General features: G+C 65.6%; 17 protein-coding genes. 12 read left to right on the top strand and 5 right to left on the bottom strand.

Annotation, left to right across the window (positions count from 1 at the left end; translation table 11 throughout):
* Positions 1 to 79: 79 nt before the first annotated feature.
* From dusB to hflX, 9 genes are all read left to right on the top strand, one after another.
* A complete protein-coding gene (gene dusB, locus GGR17_RS10095; protein WP_082386588.1) occupies positions 80 to 1,105 on the top strand; it encodes a tRNA dihydrouridine synthase DusB in 1,026 nt (341 codons plus the stop codon).
* A complete protein-coding gene (locus GGR17_RS10090) occupies positions 1,102 to 2,205 on the top strand; it encodes a two-component system sensor histidine kinase NtrB (RefSeq protein WP_054538867.1) in 1,104 nt (367 codons plus the stop codon). The genes dusB and GGR17_RS10090 overlap by 4 nt, the downstream gene beginning before the upstream one ends.
* A gap of 28 nt (positions 2,206 to 2,233) precedes the next feature.
* Entirely contained in the window at positions 2,234 to 3,601 is a 1,368-nt protein-coding gene (locus GGR17_RS10085; RefSeq protein WP_037206750.1) for a sigma-54-dependent Fis family transcriptional regulator, read from the top strand.
* Positions 3,602 to 3,700: 99 nt separating this feature from the next.
* Complete coding sequence (locus GGR17_RS10080; protein WP_407926658.1) at positions 3,701 to 5,950, top strand: sensor histidine kinase; 2,250 nt, start codon at positions 3,701 to 3,703, stop codon at positions 5,948 to 5,950.
* A gap of 24 nt (positions 5,951 to 5,974) precedes the next feature.
* On the top strand, positions 5,975 to 7,381 hold the full coding sequence (gene ntrX / locus GGR17_RS10075; protein WP_037206752.1) for a nitrogen assimilation response regulator NtrX: 1,407 nt from the start codon (positions 5,975 to 5,977) through the stop codon (positions 7,379 to 7,381).
* A gap of 59 nt (positions 7,382 to 7,440) precedes the next feature.
* Complete coding sequence (gene trkA, locus GGR17_RS10070) at positions 7,441 to 8,817, top strand: Trk system potassium transporter TrkA (protein ID WP_037206754.1); 1,377 nt, start codon at positions 7,441 to 7,443, stop codon at positions 8,815 to 8,817.
* A gap of 5 nt (positions 8,818 to 8,822) precedes the next feature.
* Positions 8,823 to 10,340 (top strand): TrkH family potassium uptake protein, encoded by a 1,518-nt coding sequence (locus GGR17_RS10065; protein ID WP_054538866.1) that lies wholly within the window; start codon positions 8,823 to 8,825, stop codon positions 10,338 to 10,340.
* Positions 10,341 to 10,477: 137 nt separating this feature from the next.
* Entirely contained in the window at positions 10,478 to 10,711 is a 234-nt protein-coding gene (hfq, locus tag GGR17_RS10060; RefSeq protein ID WP_037206760.1) for an RNA chaperone Hfq, read from the top strand.
* On the top strand, positions 10,711 to 11,994 hold the full coding sequence (gene hflX, locus GGR17_RS10055; protein WP_157445556.1) for a GTPase HflX: 1,284 nt from the start codon (positions 10,711 to 10,713) through the stop codon (positions 11,992 to 11,994). Before hfq ends, hflX begins: the two co-directional genes overlap by 1 nt.
* Here the strand turns inward: hflX and GGR17_RS10050 are convergent.
* Positions 11,991 to 12,629, bottom strand: a complete 639-nt coding sequence (locus GGR17_RS10050) for a DUF1638 domain-containing protein (RefSeq protein WP_054538864.1) — start codon at positions 12,627 to 12,629, stop codon at positions 11,991 to 11,993. The two genes, hflX and GGR17_RS10050, sit on opposite strands and share 4 nt — an antisense overlap.
* 17 nt (positions 12,630 to 12,646) lie before the next feature.
* Positions 12,647 to 13,351: a corrinoid protein gene (locus GGR17_RS10045; protein WP_037206766.1), complete on the bottom strand. Its 705-nt coding sequence runs from the start codon at positions 13,349 to 13,351 to the stop codon at positions 12,647 to 12,649.
* 217 nt (positions 13,352 to 13,568) lie between these two features.
* Between GGR17_RS10045 and GGR17_RS10040 the strand changes: the two genes are divergently transcribed.
* Positions 13,569 to 14,657 carry a PA0069 family radical SAM protein gene (locus GGR17_RS10040; protein ID WP_054540385.1) on the top strand — a complete coding sequence of 363 codons (1,089 nt, stop codon included), beginning with the start codon at positions 13,569 to 13,571 and terminating at the stop codon, positions 14,655 to 14,657.
* A 15-nt stretch (positions 14,658 to 14,672) separates the two neighbouring features.
* Here the strand turns inward: GGR17_RS10040 and bmt are convergent, their stop codons facing one another.
* The 3 genes from bmt to GGR17_RS10025 all read right to left on the bottom strand — a co-directional run bounded on the left by bmt (position 14,673) and on the right by GGR17_RS10025 (position 18,138).
* Positions 14,673 to 15,683 (bottom strand): betaine--homocysteine S-methyltransferase, encoded by a 1,011-nt coding sequence (gene bmt / locus GGR17_RS10035; RefSeq protein ID WP_054538863.1) that lies wholly within the window; start codon positions 15,681 to 15,683, stop codon positions 14,673 to 14,675.
* A gap of 102 nt (positions 15,684 to 15,785) precedes the next feature.
* Positions 15,786 to 17,687 carry a phosphatidylglycerol lysyltransferase domain-containing protein gene (locus GGR17_RS10030; protein WP_082386586.1) on the bottom strand — a complete coding sequence of 634 codons (1,902 nt, stop codon included), beginning with the start codon at positions 17,685 to 17,687 and terminating at the stop codon, positions 15,786 to 15,788.
* A 136-nt stretch (positions 17,688 to 17,823) separates the two neighbouring features.
* Complete coding sequence (locus tag GGR17_RS10025) at positions 17,824 to 18,138, bottom strand: DUF1476 domain-containing protein (RefSeq protein WP_037206454.1); 315 nt, start codon at positions 18,136 to 18,138, stop codon at positions 17,824 to 17,826.
* Positions 18,139 to 18,345: 207 nt separating this feature from the next.
* On the opposite strand from GGR17_RS10025, the gene purC reads away from it, so the two are divergent.
* Positions 18,346 to 19,107 (top strand): phosphoribosylaminoimidazolesuccinocarboxamide synthase, encoded by a 762-nt coding sequence (gene purC / locus GGR17_RS10020; RefSeq protein WP_037206456.1) that lies wholly within the window; start codon positions 18,346 to 18,348, stop codon positions 19,105 to 19,107.
* A 151-nt stretch (positions 19,108 to 19,258) separates the two neighbouring features.
* Positions 19,259 to 19,882, top strand: a complete 624-nt coding sequence (locus tag GGR17_RS10015) for a hypothetical protein (RefSeq protein WP_054538861.1) — start codon at positions 19,259 to 19,261, stop codon at positions 19,880 to 19,882.
* The last annotated feature ends 90 nt before the right edge of the window (positions 19,883 to 19,972 follow it).

Below are 19,972 nucleotides of genomic sequence, written 5' to 3'. Positions count from 1 at the left end.
GTCATTCATAATGAGTAAAAAACAGGCACAGTATGATTCCGCGCCCGTTCTTTGGCCAGTGCAATTGCATTTACCGGGAATGAGAACTACCTCGAACGTTAATTGCACAAGGATTAAGCAGTTGGCCATTCGATTGGCGAATATCACCCTCGACCCGCCCGTTCTCCTCGCGCCGCTCGCGGGGATCACGGATCTGCCGTTTCGCGATCTGGTCTCGTCTTTCGGGGCCGGGCTGGTCGTGAGCGAGATGGTGGCGAGCCAGGAAATGGTGCAGGCCAAGCCCGGCGTGCGCGAACGGGCGGAGCTCGGTTTCGGCTCGGCCAACACCGCCGTGCAGCTTGCCGGGCGCGAGGCACATTGGATGGCCGAGGCCGCGCGCAAGGTCCAGGCCAACGGCGCCCGGATCATCGACATCAACATGGGCTGCCCGGCCAAGAAGGTGGTGAACGGCTACTCCGGCTCGGCGCTGATGCGCGACCCCGATCACGCGTTGCGCCTGATCGAGGCGGTTGTGGGCGCCGTGTCGATTCCCGTGACGCTGAAAACCCGGCTGGGCTGGGATGACGCCTGCCTGAACGCGCCCGATCTGGCGCGGCGGGCAGAGGCGGCCGGGGTGCGGATGATCACCATCCACGGGCGCACACGCTGCCAGTTCTACAAGGGCCGGGCCGACTGGGCCGCGATCCGCGCGGTGCGCGATGCGGTCGGCGTGCCGGTGGTGGCCAATGGCGATATCGTCGATGCCGAGACCGCGCGACAGGCGCTGGCGCTGTCGGGCGCCGATGGCGTGATGGTCGGGCGGGGGGCGCAGGGGCGGCCCTGGCAACTGGCGCAGATCGCTGCGGCACTGTCCGGCGTGCAGGGGCCGCAGCCACTGCGGGGGCACGCGTTTTACAGCATGGTCTCGGGCCATTACGAGGCGATGCTCGCCTTTTACGGCAACGCCCTGGGCACCCGCGTCGCCCGCAAGCACCTGGGCTGGTACATGGACGAAGCAGGCACGCCCGCCGGGCTGCGCCGCGCGGTGCTGACCGAACCCTCGCCCCGGCGCGTTCTGACGCTGCTGAAGGACGCGCTTGCCGGCGGCGTGCGTCAGGCCGCATGACCACCGAGCGTGACATCATATGGTCGGCCCTGCCGCTGCCCGCGTTCATCCTGGATCGCGACAACCGGATACGCGAGATCAACCCGGCGGCCGAGCAGTTCGTCAACAAATCCATCCGCTCGCTGCGCGGCGCGAAAGTGTGGGAACGGGTCACGGTCGACACCCTGCTCGACGAAGCCTTTGACCGGGTGCGCAACAACCATTCCGAGCTGGTGATCAACGATGTCGAGGTTTCGGCCCCGCGCCGCCCGCCGGTTCAGTGCAACATCCAGATCGCGCCGCTGCGCGAGGATGAGGGCACCATCCTGATGCTGATCTCGCCGCGCGAGATCGCAGAGCGGCTGGGCCGCGCGCAATCGTCGAAATCGGCCGCAAAGTCGGCGATCGGCATGGCCGAGATGCTGGCCCATGAAATCAAGAACCCGCTGGCCGGTATCACCGGCGCGGCGCAGCTTTTGTCGATGAACCTGAGCGACGGGGATCTGGAGCTGACCGATCTGATCGTGGCCGAAAGCCGCCGCATCGTGAAGCTGCTGGAACAGGTGGAGCAGTTCGGCAACCTGCGCCCGCCGCAATGCAAGCCGGTGAACCTGCATGATATCCTGGACCGCGTGCGCAAATCGGCAACGGTCGGCTTTGCGTCCCGGCTGAAGATCGTGGAGGCTTATGACCCGTCGCTGCCGCCGACCTGGGCCGATGGCGATCAGCTTTTGCAGGTGTTCCTGAACCTCCTGAAAAACGCCGCCGAGGCCATCGGCCGCAGCGGCGAGGGCGGAACGATCACGATGCGCACCTTCTATGACCAGTCGCTGCGCCGTCGCCGCGATGACGGGTCCGGCCTGCCGGTACCGCTTCAGGTCGAGATCATTGACGATGGTCCGGGCCTGCCCAAGGAGATCGCCGGCGACATTTTCGACCCGTTCGTTTCAGGGCGCGAGAACGGCACCGGGCTGGGCCTGGCGCTGGTGTCGAAGATCATATCGGACCACGACGGGCTGGTCGCGGTCGAGTCCGCGCCGGGGCGCACTGTGTTCCGCATCTCGCTGCCCATTGCCCCGAAGAAAAACGCCAAGACCAAGGTCGAGGAGCCCAAGACATGACAACGACACACCGGTCGGAGGATTACTGATGGATGGCACTGTTCTGGTCGCGGATGACGATCGCACGATCCGCACGGTTCTGACCCAGGCGCTGACCCGCGCCGGGTGCAAGGTGCATGCGACATCATCGCTGATGACGCTGATGCGCTGGGTCGAGGAGGGCAAGGGCGATCTGGTGATCTCGGACGTGGTCATGCCCGATGGCAACGGGCTCGACGCCCTGCCGCGCATCTCGCAAGAGCGGCCGGGCCTGCCGGTGATCGTGATTTCCGCGCAAAACACGATCATGACCGCGATTCAGGCGGCCGAGGCCGAGGCCTATGATTACCTGCCCAAACCGTTCGATCTGCCCGATCTGATGAAACGGGCGGCCCGCGCGCTGGAGGCCAAGCGCCGCGCGCCCAGCCCGCGCCACGAGGTGGCCGCCGAACCGTCGGACGACCTGCCGCTGGTGGGCCGCACGCCGCAGATGCAGGCGCTCTACCGGCTGGTGGCGCGGGTGATGAACACCGATCTGGCGGTTCTGATCACCGGCGAAAGCGGTACCGGAAAATCCCTGATCGCCCGTGCGATCCACGATTTTTCCGACCGGCGCACGCTGCCCTTCGTCACTGCCTCGGCGGCGGATCTGACGGGCATCGACGGCCCGTCGGAATTGCTGGCGCGGGCGCGCGGCGGCTCCATCCTGTTCGATGAAGTGTCGGATCTGGATGCCGACACCCAGGCGCGGATCGTGCGGATGCTCGACGGGTTCGGCGACAACGCCCCGCGCATCATGGCCACATCGCAGACCGATCTGATGGGCCGGATGGAAGAGGGGCAGTTCCGGCAGGATCTGTTCTACCGGCTGGGCGGGGTCACGGTGAACGTGCCCTCGCTGCGCGAACGGGTCGATGACATCCCGCTGCTGGCCGAGCATTTCCTGGCCCGCGCCGAACGCGACGGGCTGTCGCCGCGCCGATTCGCCGATGACGCGATGGATCTGATCCGCGCCTACAGCTGGCCGGGCAATGTGCGACAGCTGGAAAACACGATCCGCCATCTGCTGGTCACAAGCTCCGAAGACGTGATTTCACGCCACGAGGTCGAGGCGGTGCTGGGCTCGCAACCCGAGATCGAGCCGCTGGTCGGCGGCGGCGAGGGCGAAAAGCTTTCTTCCTCGGTCGCCAAACACTTGCGGCGCTACTTTGATCTGCATGGCGGGGTGTTGCCGCCGCCGGGCCTTTACGCCCGGATTCTGCGCGAGGTGGAGCTTCCGCTGATCGAGATCGCGCTGGACGCGACCGGCGGCAATCAGGCCAAATGCGCCGACCTGCTCGGCATCAACCGCAATACTTTGCGCAAGAAGATCACCGATCTGGATATTCGCGTGACACGCCGTCGAAAGTTGATGTAAAATCGCAACACGGGCGTGGCCCATCGGCGTCATGCCGATAAGGGCACGCGAGATATGGCGGTCAGCCGCGAAAAGCGGCGCAATATAAAGAGGCTGGTGGTGCGAAGCCCTGCGCGGAGCGCAACCTGGGAGCGGCTGCAGGCTTTGCGGCGTCAAAGACGCGTGCAGAACTTTGCGACTCTGGGTCTTGTGATCCTGGGACCGCTTCTGGCGATCGTGACATTCCTGATGCTCGGGCCGCTTGATCAGGGCGCCTCGGCTGCCGGCCTGCGGGGTATCCTGCTGGCCGACATGGTGTATATTCTGGTCGTGGCGGCGCTGGTGATGCAGCGTGTCGCGCAGATGATCGCGGCGCGGCGCCGGCGCTCGGCCGGGTCACGGCTGCACCTGAGGCTGACCGGCGTCTTCGCCCTGATCGCGCTGATTCCCACGGTGCTGGTGGCGGTTTTCGCGGTGCTGACGGTGAACACCGGGCTGGAGGGCTGGTTTTCGGTGCGGGTGCGGCAGGTGGTCGGCAGTTCGCTCGCCGCCGCGCAGGCCTATGAACAGGCGCAGCGCCACGACCTGGTCGAGGATGTCGAGGCGGTGGCCCATTTCCTGAACCAGTCGCGGCGCTCCACGTTTTTCCTGACGGATGGCGACATCCGGCAATTGCTGACCTCGGCGCAGGGTCAGGTGCAGCGCGGGGTGAAAGAGGCCTATGTGATCGACGCCAATGGCGAGATCCGCGCCCGCGGCGAGCGATCGTACCTTTTCGACTATGAACAACCCACCCCGTTGCAGATCACCCGCGCCGAAGCGGGCGAAACGGTGTTGGTGCAGGATTGGGACAACGACGAATTCCGCGTTCTGATCAAGCTGGCGGCCTATATCGACCGCTACCTCTACATCTCGCGGCAGGTGGACGGCAACATCCTCAACCTGCTCGACAATGCGCAGGAAACCGCGCTTTTCTATCAACAGCTCGAAAGCGAACGGGGCAAGGTTCTGTTCGAATTCGGCCTGGTTTACATGGGCTTCGCGCTGATCCTGATCCTTGCCGCGGTCTGGCTGGGCCTGTGGTTCGCCGAAAGGCTCTCGCGCCCGGTGGGGCGGCTTGCCGGGGCGGCGCAGCGGGTGGGCGCGGGCGATTTCGATGTGCGCGTGATCGAGGAAAAGGGCGACGATGAAATCGCCATGCTGGGCCGGGTGTTCAACCAGATGACCCGCCAGCTCAAGCTGCAGCACGACGCGCTTCTGGAAAACAACCGGCAGATCGAAAGCCGGCGGCGGCTGTTCGATTCGGTTCTGTCGTCGGTCACGGCGGGGGTGATCGGCCTTGATGCCGACGGGCGGCTGGAATTCATGAACCGCTCGGCGCTGCGCCTGCTGGGGCTGGAAGAGGCGCAGGATCACGACCTGCCGCTGGCGGCGGTGGTGCCCGAGTTCGGGCCGCTGTTTGCCCGGCTGCGCGAAAAATCGGACGAGGCCGCGCAGGACGAGCTGAAGGTCACGCGCCGGGGCAAATCGGGCAACCTGCTGGTGCGCATGGCCACCCGGCGCAACAGCGCCGGAACGCTGGAAGGTTATGTGGTGACCTTCGACGACGTGACCGATCTGGTGACCGCCCAGCGCATGGCCGCATGGGGCGATGTGGCACGGCGTATCGCGCATGAGATCAAGAACCCGCTGACCCCGATCCAGCTTTCGGCGGAACGGCTGAAGCGCAGGTTCCGCAAGGCGGCGGGCGAAGACGCCGAGTTTCTGGATCAGTACACCGACGTGATCATCCGCCAGACCAATGACTTGCGGCGCATTGTCGATGAGTTCTCCAAATTCGCGCGGATGCCCGAACCCGACCGGCGGCTGGGCGATCTGGTCAAGATCACGCGCGATGCGGTGCTGCTGCAGGAAAGCGGCCAGCCCGGCGTGCGCTTTGTGACCGATCTTCCGGCCGGGCCGGTATTGGCAGAGCTGGATGAGACCATGATTTCACAGGCGCTGACCAACCTGATCAAGAATGCGGGCGAGGCCACGGAAACCCTGCGCGAACGGGGAAAACACGAGGGTTTTATCCCTGAAATCAGGATCGCCCTTGTGCTGGATGGCGATCAGGCGGTACTGCGCATTTCCGACAACGGCATCGGCCTTCCGGAAGACCGCGCGCGCCTGTTCGAACCCTACGTGACCACCCGGGACAAGGGCACCGGCCTTGGCCTGCCCATCGTGAAGAAAATCGTTGAAGAGCATGGCGGAGCACTGGCCCTGCGCGACGCGCCGGTGTTCGAGGGCTGCGGCCATCACGGCGCCGAGGCAGAGATTCGCCTGCCGCTGGCGCCGGCGATGCTGCTGGCCCCCGTCGCGGAATAGAATAAGAGAAGAGGATAGAGCAACATGGGCGACATTCTTATTGTTGATGACGAAAGAGATATTCGAGAACTGATTTCCGACATCCTGCGCGATGAGGGCTACACCACCCGGCTTGCCGGCAACTCGGACAGCTGCATGTCCGAGATCAATTCCGAACCGCCGGCGCTGCTGGTTCTGGATATCTGGCTGAAGGACAGCCGGATGGACGGGATCGACATCCTGACCACGGTCAAGCGCGACAACCCCGATATTCCGATCGTCATCATTTCCGGCCATGGCAATATCGAGATCGCCGTGGCGGCGATCAAGCAGGGCGCCTATGACTTCATCGAGAAGCCGTTCAACATCGACCAGCTTCTGGTGGTCGTGCGCCGCGCGATGGAGGCGTCGCGGCTGCGGCGCGAAAACCTGGATCTGAAGCGGCGCGATGTCGCCTCGTCGCACATGGTCGGGTCCAGCTCGGCCTTCAAGGCGCTGAAATCGAGCCTCGACAAGGTGAACAAATCAAACGGGCGGGTGATGCTGACCGGCCCCGCGGGCAGCGGCAAGGAGGTCGCCGCACGCTATATCCACGCCAATTCGAACCGGGCCTCCGGGCCCTTCGTCAGCGTCAACTCCGCCTCGATCGAACCGGAGCGGATGGAAGAGGTGCTGTTCGGCCGCGAAAGCCCCGACCGCGGCGTGGAGCCGGGGCTTCTGGAACAGGCGCATGGCGGCGTGCTGTTCTTCGACGAGATCGCCGACATGCCGCTTGGCACCCAGTCCAAGATCCTGCGCGTGCTGGTCGATCAGCAATTCACCCGTGTCGGCGGCACCGGCAAGGTGCGGGTGGATATGCGCGTGATCTCCAGCACCACCCGCGATCTGAAGGCCGCGATCGACAAGGGCGCGTTCCGGCAGGAGCTTTACCACCGGCTGAACGTGGTGCCCATTCCGGTGCCCTCGCTGGACGAGCGGCGCGAGGATATACCCGAACTGTCGGCGCATTTCATCGAAGAGTTCAATCGGACCCAGGGCCTGCCGCTGCGGATGATGAGCGAAGAGGCCGAGGCACTGTTGCAGACGATGATGTGGCCGGGCAACGTGCGCCAGCTGAAGAACGTGATCGAACGGGTGCTGATCCTGGGCGACGGCGCCGGGCCGATCGAAACCAGCGAATTGCCGATGCCGGCGGATGAACCCATGGGCGAGGGGCGGCTGGTGATGGCCGGCGCACTGGCCACGCTGCCCCTGCGCGAGGCGCGCGAGCTGTTCGAGCGCGAATACCTGCTGACCCAGATCAACCGTTTCGGCGGCAATATCAGCCGCACCGCCAGTTTCGTGGGGATGGAGCGCTCGGCGCTGCACCGCAAGCTCAAATCGCTGGGCGTTGTCACCACCAACAAGGCGGGCGGGCGCGTGGCCCATGTGGAAAACGAAAGCGAGCTGTGATTGACCGTCTCACCCGGTTCTGCAATGGATGAGGCCAACGTCGCAGCCGGGATGCGGGAATGAAGGTCATCATCTGTGGCGCGGGCCAGGTCGGCTGGCAGATCGCGCGGCATCTAGCCAATGAAAAGAACGACGTCACCGTTGTCGACAGCAACGCCGATCTGGTGCGGCGGGCGACCGACTCGCTGGATGTTCAGGGGGTGGCGGGGTTTGCCTCTTACCCCGATGTGCTGGAAAGGGCCGGGGCCCGCGACGCCGACATGATCATCGCCGCCACCTATTCGGACGAGGTGAACATGGTCACCTGCCAGGTGGCGCATTCGGTGTTCGCGGTGCCGCGCAAGATCGCGCGCCTGCGGGCGCAAAGCTATCTGACGGCGATCTATTCCGATCTTTACCGGCGCGACCACATGCCGATCGACGTGGTGATCAGCCCCGAGCGCGAGGTTTCGGTGGCGGCACTGCAGCGGCTCGCGGCGCCCGCGGCCTTTGACACCGAAAGCTTTCTGGAGGGCAAGGCCCAGCTTCTGGGCATTCTGCTGGATGACGATTGCCCGGTGGTCAACACGCCGTTGCGCCAGCTGACCGATCTGTTTTCCACCCTGCGCGCGCTGGTCGTGGGGGTTCGCCGCGCCGGCACGCTGTTTTCGCCGGAACCGGGTGATCAGCTTTTCCCGGGCGATCAGATCTATGTGTTCTCCCATACCGAAGACGTGAACCGCACGCTGGAAATCTTTGGGAAATCAACGAAAAAGCAGGAACGCGTGGTCATCATCGGCGGCGGCAACGTTGGCCTGAGCGTGGCGCGCGAACTCGAAAGCCGCACCGACCGGGTGCGCGCCAAGGTGATCGAGAAGAACCGGCATCGGGCCGAGATCGCCGCCGACGCGCTGGAACGCACCATCGTGCTGCATGGCGACGGCATGGATATGGCGCTGCTGACCGAGGCCAATATCGACCGCGCCGATGCGGTTCTGGCGGTCACCGACGATGACAAGACCAACCTGCTGGTTGCGGTGCGGGCCAAGGCGGCGGGCTGCCCGATGGCGATCTGCCTGGTCAACGACCCCTCGCTGGTGCCGCTGATGGGCCCGCTCGACATCGACGCCTATATCAACCCGCGCGCCACCACCGTCAGCTCCATCCTGCGCCACATCCGGCACGGGCGGGTGCGCGGCGTCTATTCCATCGGCGATGCCGAGGCCGAGGTGATCGAGGCGCAGGTCCTGTCCACCTCGCCGATCGCGGGCCGCATGATCCGTGAGATCGACTTTCCCGAGGGCGTTCTGGTCGGCGCCATCATGAAGGGCGGCAAGGTGGTGCGGCCCAACGGCGGCACCCGCGTCGACGAGGGCGATGTGATCGCCATCTTCTCGCTCACCTCCGACGTGCCCGAAGTGGAGCGCCTGCTGCAGGTCTCCATCGATTTCTTCTGACGCCGATGCAACGCGTTCTGAACATTCCGCTTCTTGTCATCCTGATGGGGATCGGCGCGCTGGCAATGTTCGTGCCGTTTCTGCACGCGATGGCCCTGCGCGACTGGATGAGCGCGCGCAGCTTCTTCTATTCGGGGCTTGTGTTCTTTTTTCTGGCCACGCTGATCGGCATCGCCACCTATAACGGCCGGGCCCGCAACCTCGCCCGCAGCCACCTGATGGCGCTGCCCATCTGCTTTTTGTGCCTGCCCTTGATGCTGGCCGTGCCGTTTGACGAGGCGGTGCGCGACACCAGCTATCTGAATTCTTATTTCGAAATGGTCTCGAGCCTGACCACCACCGGGGCGACGCTGTTCGACGATCCCGCGCGGCTGGCGCCTTCGGTGCATCTGTGGCGCGCACTTGTGGGCTGGCTGGGCGGGCTTTTCGTCTGGATCACGGCGATCGCCATTCTGGCGCCGATGAACCTCGGCGGGTTCGAGGTGCTGGCCACCGACGGGCTGGGCGGCGGCACCCGGTTCGGGCAGGACAGCGTGCGCCGGACCGATCCGCGCGAACGGCTGATGCGCTATAGCCTGCAACTGCTCCCGATCTATACGGCGCTGACCGGCGTGCTTCTTCTGCTTTTGCTCATTGCCGGCGAGGATCCGTTCGTGGCGCTCTGCCACGCGATGTCGACCCTGGCCACCAGCGGCATTTCCCCCGTCGGCGGGCTGTCGGGGGCGCAGGCCGGGGTGCCGGGCGAGATGTTCATCTTCGCCTTCTTTATCTTCGCCATCTCGCGCCAGAGCTTCGCCCCCGATCAGCGCGGCGAGGGCTGGCGCCGGCTGGCCCGCGATTCCGAATTCCTGATGGCGCTGCTCTGCGTCGCGCTGCTGCCGGCCTTCCTGTTCCTGCGCCACTGGATCGGGGCCTATGACGTGGACGACCAGCAGAATGTCGCCGCCGCGCTCAACGCGCTGTGGGGCAGCATCTTTTCGGTGCTGTCCTTCCTGACAACCACCGGCTTCGTGTCGGCCGACTGGGCCGAGGCGCGCGATTGGTCGGGGTTGCAGACGCCGGGCCTGATCCTGCTGGGGCTGGCGCTGACCGGGGGCGGGGTGGCCACCACCGCCGGAGGGGTAAAGCTTTTGCGGGTCTATGCGCTGTACAAGCACGGGGTGCGCGAGATGGAAAAGCTGATCCACCCGCATTCTGTCGGCGGCGCGGGCGCGCGGGCGCGGCGCATCCGGCGGCAGGGGGCCTATGTGGCCTGGGTATTCTTCATGCTGTTCGCGCTCAGCATCGCGCTGGTCATGACCGCGCTGTCGCTGACGGGTCTGCCGTTCGAGGACGTCACCATCCTGTCGGTGGCCGCGCTGGCAACCACCGGGCCGCTGGCCGAGGTGGCCGGCGAACAGGTCATCCGCTTTGCCGAGCTTGGCACCGCCGGCAAGCTGATCATTTCCGCCGCGATGGTGCTGGGGCGGCTGGAGGCGCTGGCCATCATCGCGCTGCTGAACCCGGAGTTCTGGCGGCAGTAATGCCGCAGCCGCAAAATGTTTGGGCAGACAGGAAGTTTTGGGCTGGAATCTCCTGATTGTGCACTTCATACTTGGCCGCGTATGCGCGGAAGGTCACCCCGAGCCGGGTGTCAATTAAGAAAAAGGCAAGAAAAACAATGGCTGCCGATAAACAGAACCTGCAGGACGCATTTCTGAACCACGTCCGAAAAACAAAGGTTCCGGTGACGATTTTCCTTATCAATGGTGTAAAGCTTCAGGGTGTGATCACCTGGTTTGACAATTTCTGTGTGCTGTTGCGTCGCGACGGCCAGTCGCAGCTTGTTTACAAACATGCGATTTCCACCATCATGCCGGCCCAGCCGATCAACCTGTATGACGGTGAGGAATAATTACGGGCTTCGAAGACCACAGCCCCACGCCCACGCGGGCCTGGGTTCTGCACCCCGAAATCACCTCTGACCGCGCGCGCAGGGCCTCCGGGCCCGCGCTGGAAGAGGCCGTGGCGCTGGCCGCGGCGCTTCCCGGGCTGGAGGTCGTCGGGGCGGAGGTCGTGCGCCTGCCGAAGGCCCGGCCCGGTCTGCTTTTCGGTACTGGCAAGGTCGAGGAGATCGGCGCCAAACTGGCCGCGCAAGAGGTCGGGCTTGTACTCGTCGACGGCCATGTGACCCCGGTACAGCAGCGCAACCTGGAACGGGAATGGAAGGTCAAGCTTCTGGACCGTACCGGGCTGATCCTCGAGATTTTCGCCGATCGCGCCCGCACCCGCGAAGGTGTGCTGCAGGTCGAGCTTGCGGCGCTCTCCTATCAACGAACCCGGCTGGTGCGCGCCTGGACCCATCTGGAACGCCAGCGTGGCGGGCTCGGCTTTGTCGGCGGCCCCGGCGAAACCCAGATCGAGGCAGACAGGCGCGCCATCGACGAGGCGATCACCCGGATCAAGCGTCAGCTCTCCAAGGTTGCCAAAACGCGCGAGTTGCACCGGGCGGCGCGCAAGAAGGTGCCGTTTCCCGTGGTCGCGCTGGTGGGCTATACAAACGCCGGGAAATCCACGCTTTTCAACCGGTTGACCGGGGCGGAGGTGATGGCGAAAGACATGCTTTTCGCCACGCTCGACCCCACGATGCGCGGTGTGGTTCTGCCTTCCGGGCGCAAGATCATCCTGTCCGATACGGTGGGCTTCATCTCCGAGCTGCCGACACAGCTCGTGGCCGCCTTTCGCGCCACGCTGGAAGAGGTGCTCGAGGCTGATCTGATCGTGCATGTGCGCGACATCTCGCATGCCGACAGTGATGAACAGGCCCGCGATGTGGCGTCCATTCTGGGCGAACTGGGCGTCTCGGAAACCACGCCGCTGTTCGAGGTCTGGAACAAGATCGACCGGCTGGACGAAGCCCGCCGCGCGGCCCTGGCCGTGAAGGCGGAGCGTGAGCCCGATATCTTCAGCCTGTCGGCCCTGACAGGCGAGGGGGTCGATACCTTGCTGGCCGCGGTCTCGGCGGCGCTGGATGAAGAAAGGTTCGAACTGGACCTGCATCTGGGCTTCGACGAAGGCAAGCGCAGGGCCTGGCTGTTTCAGCAGGGTGTGGTGGAGAGCGAGGAACAGGTCGAAGACGGCTATCGCCTGCATGTGCGCTGGACCGCGCGGCAGGAAAGCCGGTTCCGCGAGATCTAGGGCCGTGCGACACCGCGCAGGGTGGTTTCCAGATCGCCATAGCCTGTGAACCGGCGCTCATAGCTCAGGCCCAGGCGGGCGGCGCAGTCCCGCGCCCTGGCATCCAGCGCCGGGTCATCAGTCTGCGCCTGATAGACCAGGGTTTCATAATTGCCGAAATACATATCGCGCAGGTCGGGGTGCCGGTCGAGGCCCAGCGGTTTCCAGACGAAGGCGTCAAACTGCCGGACAAGGAAATCGGTCAGGTAAAAGGCCGTCACCTCCGCCCGCTCGGCGAAGGCGGCGTTGCCCTCGAAAAAGGAATAGCAATGCGGCCCTTCGACCATGCCGACGCCCAGCCTGTCACACAGCGCCTTGAGCTGCCCGCCGGTGCCGCAATCGGCATAGACCACGAAGATCTCGTCATATTCGGGGCGGTGGCGGGCGATGGCGGTCTCGACCGCGGGCGTGATCCGCTCTGGGTGGTTGTGCAGGATCGCGGGCAGGCAGATCAGGCTGAGGTGATCCCAGCCATTGGTGCGGATCAGCGCCAGGATCTCATGCGCCAGCGCGCCGCAGGCCAGCAGCAGGATACGCGCCGTCGGGGCCGGAAACGCCGCCCCGTCGGTGGTAAGCTGCTGATCATCTGGCGTCATCCGGCCCCCGGCGCGACCTAGCCGGCCGCCATCTGGTTGTGCTTGCGCGCGATGAAATCCTTGGCGGTTTCCACCGCCACGGCCGCGTCGCGGCAATAGGCATCGGCACCGATCGCCTTGCCGAACTCTTCGTTCAGCGGCGCGCCGCCCACCAGAACGATATAGTCCTGACGCTTGCCCTGTTCCTTCAGCGTGTCGATCACCACCTTCATATAGGGCATGGTGGTCGTCAGCAGGGCCGACATGCCCAGAATATCCGCCTCTTCCCGCTCAAGCGCGGCGATGTAATCCTCGGCCGGGTTGTTGATGCCCAGATCGATGATCTCGAACCCCGCGCCCTCCATCATCATGCCGACAAGGTTCTTGCCGATGTCGTGGATATCGCCCTTCACGGTGCCGATCACCATCTTGCCCATGCGCGGCGCGCCGGTTTCGGCCAGCAGCGGCTTCAGGATCGCCATGCCGCCCTTCATCGCATTGGCCGCCAGCAGCACCTCGGGCACGAACAGGATCCCGTCGCGGAAATCGTTGCCGACAACGGTCATGCCCGCCACCAGCGCCTCTGTCAGCACCTTGTAGGGGGTCCAGCCACGGGCCAGCAGAATGCCCACGCCTTCTTCGATTTCTTCCTTCAGACCGTCATACAGATCGTCATGCATCTGCAGCACCAGTTCCTCATCCGGCAGTTCGGAGAGGATGATTTCGTCTTCTTCTTCAGCCATCTTTGCGTTTCCTCAGATGGGGCGCTGGGGCGCGCCGATTTCCGTCAGGTATTTGATCAAGTTTGAAGCTTTGCCGCGCCGGGGGTTGGCATATTGCGACATGGGCGCCCACGCAACCGACGCGGGCGGCACCGAATGTCCGCCCCGGCACCGGTTTCACCAGGGCAGGGGCGGCGCGGGGCTGGCGGTGCGCCTTCGGATGTTCTATATTCGTTCCATGTCGCCCCATGAATACCAAGACATCCCCGCAGAGCGCCGCAAGGCGCGCGCCGCCGCCACCAACCGGACCGGGCGGTTCGAGCCCTATGCCCGCATCGCGGTCGATGACGGCTGGCCGCGCGACGAGGCGTTGCCGCCGCTGCGCACCGAGCTGAGCCTGGAGCGTCCGCGCAGCGTGATTTCCCGCAACAGCTCGCCCGACCTTCCGTTTGACAGGTCGATCAACCCCTACCGGGGCTGCGAACATGGCTGCATCTATTGCTTCGCGCGGCCCACCCACGCCTGGCTCGGCCTGTCGCCGGGGCTGGATTTCGAAACGCGGCTGGTGGCCCGGCCCACGGCGCCCGAGGTTCTGGCGCGTGAGCTGTCGGCGAAACGCTATCGTCCGCGCACCATCGCCATCGGCACCAATACCGATCCCTATCAGCCGATCGAGAAGGAGCAGCGCATCATGCGGCGCATCCTCGAGGTGCTGCTGGAGTTCCGGCACCCGGTCGGCATTGTCACCAAGGGCGCGCTGATCGAACGGGACATTGACATCCTGCAGGAGATGGCCGCGCTGGGGCTGGTGCGGGTCGGCATTTCCGTCACCTCGCTCGACCGCAAGCTGTCGCGCGCGATGGAGCCGCGCGCGCCCACGCCCGAACGGCGCCTCGCCGTGATCGGCAAGCTGGCCGGCGCGGGGATCGAGGTGCGGGCGATGGTTTCGCCCATCGTGCCCGCCCTGACCGACCATGAGCTGGAGGCGATCCTGGCCCGCGCCGCCGAGGCCGGGGCGCGTGCCGCAAGCTGGATCATGCTGCGCCTGCCGCTGGAGGTGTCGCCGCTGTTTCAGGAGTGGCTGGCCGAGCATTTCCCCGACCGCGCCGCCCGCGTGATGGCGCGGCTGCGCGAGATGCACGGCGGACGCGATTATTCGCCCGAGTGGGGCAAGCGGATGCGGGGCGAGGGGCATTACGCCAAGCTCATCGGCGCGCGCTTTGCCCATGCGGCGAAACGGCTGGGGCTGGATGCGCCCCTGCCGCCGCTCCGCTGCGACCGCTTTCGCGTGCCGCCCCGCGCCGGCGATCAGCTTTCCCTGTTCTGACATGGCTGCGCCGTTTCAGCCCCGCCGGCGGCGGCGGGTGCGCGCGGGGACTTCATCGTCGCCGGTGCCGTCGGAGGCCGAGGAAAAACCGCCGAGCTTTTCGGTGATCTCTTCCAGCGAAGGGCGCGGGCCGCGCGGGCGGGTTTCCAGCGCCTCGCGCATCGCCCTGAGATGCTCGGGCGTGGTGCCGCAGCAGCCGCCGATGATCGTGGCGCCGCAATCGCGGGCCAGAACCGCATAATCGGCCATCAGGGCCGGGGTGCCATCGTAATGAATATGCCCGTCGTGGTATTTCGGGATGCCGGCGTTGCCCTTGGCGATCAGCGGGCGTTCGGTGCCCGAGGCGGCAAAGCCCAGCACCGTGCGCAGCAGGTCGGACGCGCCGACGCCGCAATTGGCGCCGAAGGCCAGCGGCGGGTAGGGCAGCTTTTCCACCATCTCGGCCATCCCGGCCGAGGTGACGCCCATCATCGTGCGGCCTGCGGTGTCAAAGCTCATGGTGCCGCACCAGGGCATTCCCGCCAGCTTGGCGGCCTCTCCGGCGGCCTTGTATTCCTCGGGCGCAGAGATGGTTTCCACCCACAGCACATCGGCGCCGCCCTCTTTCAGCCCCTCGGCCTGTTCGTGAAACATCTCGACCGCCACCGCATAGGTCAGCGCGCCCATCGGCACCATGATCTCGCCGGTCGGCCCGACGGAGCCCGCCACCACGACCGGACGACCGGCGGCATCGGCCACCTCACGGCCCAGTTCGGCGGCGGCGCGATTCAACTCGCGCACCCGGTGCTCGGCGCTGTGCAGTTTCAGGCGCGACGCATTGCCGCCGAACGTATTGGTCAGAAACAGGTCCGATCCGGCATTGACCGCGCCGCGATACAGGGTGCGGATCTTCTCGGGCTCGTCCACGTTCCACAGCTCCGGCGCGTCGCCCGAGCTGAGGCCCATGTTGAACAGGTTGGTGCCGGTGGCGCCATCAGCCAGAAGCCAGTCGCGGGTTTCAAGCAGGCGGGAGAGCGCATCGGGCATTTGTCACGTCCTTTCGGAAACACACAAAGGGCGGTTCAGGCCGCCCATTCGCGCGACAGGTGCCATGATCGCGGCGGTTTCGCAAACTCTTAATGGTCATAATCATCTTGAAGCAGGCGCATATTGGCCCGGCTCGGCGGGCGGGCGCAGGATCTCGCGCGCGATCTCCGCCCCGGCCACGGCCAGCGCCAGACGAGAGGGCGCGGCGATATAAAGCGTTTCCCACTCCGGCGCGAAGGCGGATTTGAACTGGCGCAGGCCGGCGGGCGCCAGCCGGTGCCGCAAACGGGCCAGCACCGCGCTGGCCAGCGGCCCGTCGTAGGGGACGGCCGCCAGAGACAGGCGCGGGCAGCCCTCGGCCGCCGCCCGCGCGATGGCGGCCGCGATCAGCGCGTGCATCGTGCCGTCTGGCGCATCGCCGCGCTGGCGCATCAGATCCAGCGTCTGTTCGCGCGCGCCGACGTGAAAGCTGGCAAAGCCGATCAGATCATCGCCGATCCAGGCCAGAAAGACCCGCTGCCGGGCAAGGTGACGGGGGCAGAACATACCCATCGAAAAGCCGCGCGCGCCGCCGTTTTCCGCGCACCACGCGGCGTTGACCGCCCGCATCCGTGCGATCGGCAGGTGGCGCGGCGCCTCGATCCGCAGCCCGGCCTGCTCGGCCTTGCGCAGCTTGCGCCGCAACTGCCGGCAACCCGGCGCCTGCACCGCGAAGGACGCGGGCACAAGACGGGCCTCGCGCGCGATCGGCAGGGCGGCGAAGCCGCGCCGGCGCGCCACCGCAGCCATCCTCGCGCTGCATTTGTAGAGGCAGGGCGCGCGATAGGCGGCGCGGGCATGGGTGATCAGCCTGTCCAGCGCCGGGCCATGATCGCCCAAGAGCGGCTCGCCCAGCGCGACCAGGGTTTGCCCGGTCCGGGCGATCACCCATTCGGGTCGGTCGCGCCCGTCGGCCAGAAGCCGCTTGTCGCCCTGATAGGCAAGCTGCGCCTCGGCCCGCGGCGCGTTGAACAGGGTGCCGCGCTGGCCCTGCGTCAGGCTCTGGGGCGTCAGGGGCCGGCCGGGCTTGTCGCGCTCGCCCTCCGCCACCCGGCCGCGCGCGCAGGCGGCGGCGCCAAGGCAGGAGGGCAGGGCGTAATAGACCGCGCGCCAGACCAGAACCCCGCCCAGCAGCGCGGCATTGTCCGCCTGCGGCAGCAGCGCCAGCAGCGTCACCTCGAACGGGCCGACGCCGCCGGGGGTGCCCGACAACAGCCCGGCGCCGAGCGCAATCAGAAAGGCGGGCAGAAACAGAGCGAAACCGGGGGCGGTGCCCGGCGGCAGCACGGCATAAAGCGCGGCGCCGGCGGCCAGGCAATCAAGCGCCGTCAGCGCCAGCAGCGTGCCCATCGCCCGCAGGCTGGGAAGCCGAAGCGCCCGCCCGAACAGCACCAGCCGCGGCGCGCAGAGCGAGAGCATGACCGCGCCGGCCGCAGCGGCCAGCACGCCCCATTGGAACGGCCCCAGCCAGGCCACCGGCGCGGGCCGAACCACCAGAACCAGCGCCGTGAACACCGCCCAGCCAGCCAGGAAAGAGGCGGCCACCAACGCCGAAAGCCGCGCCGCGCCCGCCGATCCCAATCCGGGCAGCATCCGCCAGCGCACCAGCGTGCCGCTGACGATGCCAAAGCCCAGCGTCTGGCTGACCGCGATCGCCGATGCCCCGCTCAGCCGGGCCGCGCGGGCGGGCACGCCAGTGCCCAGAAGCCCGTGCAACAGCCCGTCATATCGGGCCACCGCCCAGAAGCTGAGCGCGGTGGCCAGCATCGCCTGCGCCCACTGGCCGGCCGAAATGGCGCGCAGGCCCTGCATCACCTCGGCCCGGTCGATCCCGCTCAGCCGGTCCTGCATCACCAGAACGAAAAGCCCGGCAATGATCAGCGGCGCCGCCCGCCGCAGCAGGGTTTTGCCGCCGCGCAGCGGCCCGTTCGCAGTGATTTGCATGCCCGAGGCATCTGTCGGCATGGTCCCTCCACCCGTCTGTGATCGCGCAGGGGTAGCGCGGCAGATCCGCAGATCGGCTTAACAGTTCGAATTTTGCGCAAAAATAAACGCGCCCGGAGCGGCCGGGCGCGTTACAACTGCGATCCGCCGTGGCGGATCAGAGTTCGGTCATGAGCTGCGCCTTGGCTTCGGCCAGAACCTCGACCATCCGGGTGCGGATGGTGCGCTCATCGGCCTTGTCGCCCAGATCGCCGGCCACCTTGCGGAACACGTCTTCATGGCCGGCTTCTTCGAAATCGGCCTTGACCACGGATTTGGCATATTCCGCGGCCTCTTCGCCGGACAAGCCCATCAGTTCGGCGGCCCACAGGCCCAGCAGCTTGTTTGCGCGCGCCTGCGCCTTGAACTTCATTTCTTCGTCATGGGCGAACTTGTTCTCAAACGCGTTTTCGCGATCGTCGAAGGTGGTCATCGGCCTTGGTCCTCCAGAATCCTGTCGCGCCGGTTTTAAGGTATCGCGGCGGCGCTGCCTAGGGGCCGTGGGCGCTACCATCGGACCAAAACCCCGCTGAATCGTCGCAATTCCGGGCCGCCTTGCCCTGAGGGCGGCCTTGGCATAAGAGAAATGAAAATGCGGGCGGGGCATTGCGGCCCATCGCGCCCGAAGATCGGAGTTTCCATGGCACGGCGCAAAAAAATCTACGAAGGCAAGGCGAAGATCCTTTACGAAGGCCCAGAGCCCGGCACCCTCGTGCAGTATTTCAAGGATGATGCCACCGCGTTCAACGCCGAGAAGAAGGCGACGATCGAAGGCAAGGGCGTGCTGAACAACCGGCTGAGCGAATATTTCATGACCGGGCTCAACGCGATCGGCGTGCCGACCCATTTCATCAAGCGGATCAACATGCGCGAACAGCTGATCCGCGCGGTCGAGATCATTCCGCTGGAAATCATCGTGCGCAATTTCGCCGCCGGCTCCATGGCCAAGCGGCTGGGGCTGGAGGAGGGGGCGGCGCTGCCGCGGCCGATCGTCGAGTTTTCCTACAAGGACGACAAGCTGGGCGACCCGCTGGTGCCCGAGGAATACATCATTGCCTTCGGCTGGGCCTCGCAGCAGGACATGGACGATATCGTCGCGCTGGCGCTGCGGGTGAACGACTTCCTGTCGGGGGTCATGTATGGCGTCGGCATCAAGCTGGTGGATTTCAAGATCGAGATCGGGCGCGTCTATGACGGCGATTACATGCGCCTCGTGGTGGCCGACGAGATCAGCCCCGACAGCTGCCGGCTGTGGGACATCAAGACCGGCCAGAAACTCGACAAGGACGTGTTCCGCCGCGATCTGGGCAATCTGACCGACGCCTATACCGAAGTGGCCCGGCGCCTGGGCGTGTTGCCGTCGAACGTCACCCACGCGACGAAACCGACACTGATCAACTAAAACACGAAACTTTCTGTTTCCCTCGCGGCAACAGTGGTTTCTATTAACATGTATTAACTTTGTGCCAGGAAGACGGCATGATGTTGCGATTGGCATATCGCAATTGGCGTTTTGTTTCAGGCGCGCATGAAGAGTATGAGGAGGTAATTCAATGACACTGCTAAAGACACTTGCTGCCTCGGCGGCATTCTCCCTCTGTGCGGCCGCGGCTTCGGCCACGGTCGTGGATATGATCGGTGATCAGGATTTCGCCGATGGCACGGCACCGCTTTGGGTCACGGATTTCGAAGCCGCGTCTGCCGGCGATCCGGCACCGTTCAACATCTTCGTGGGCTCCGATCCGTTCCGCACCTTCGGTTCGGTCGAATACAGCCACGCGTTTTCGCTGAATAGCGCGGCGCCGGTGTCCGCTTCGATCGAGATCGGTATTTTCGATCACGATTCGCCCGCGTTCAACCCGGTCGATACGCTCGACATCTATTTTGACGGCATCCTGCAGGATGATACGGTGTGGCGGGGCGCCTCGGGCGCGCTGCCCAGCGCGGTGACGGTGCGCAGCATGTTCGTCGATCCCGCATTGCTGAGCGACGGGCTGCTCGAGGTCGGTATCTTCGCAGTGGCAACCGGCGACCGCCGGTTCCGGGGCAACGGCATCGGCGTCGATTTCTCGAAGCTGACGATCAACACCGCCGCGGTTCCGCTGCCGGCCGGCGCGCCGCTTCTGATCGGGGCGCTGGGGCTGCTGGGCTTCGTGCGCAAGCGCCGGCGCGGCTGATTGCGGCCCGAAGACGAGGTTGCCCGCGCCCCACAAGGCGCGGGTTTCTTTTTGCGTGGCTCTTGCCGGAGGGCGGGCAGACAAGTATTC

Source organism: Actibacterium naphthalenivorans, assembly GCF_014196965.1.
In the GTDB taxonomy this organism is placed as follows: domain Bacteria; phylum Pseudomonadota; class Alphaproteobacteria; order Rhodobacterales; family Rhodobacteraceae; genus Actibacterium_A; species Actibacterium_A naphthalenivorans.
This window is presented reverse-complemented; position numbering and strand designations above follow the sequence as displayed.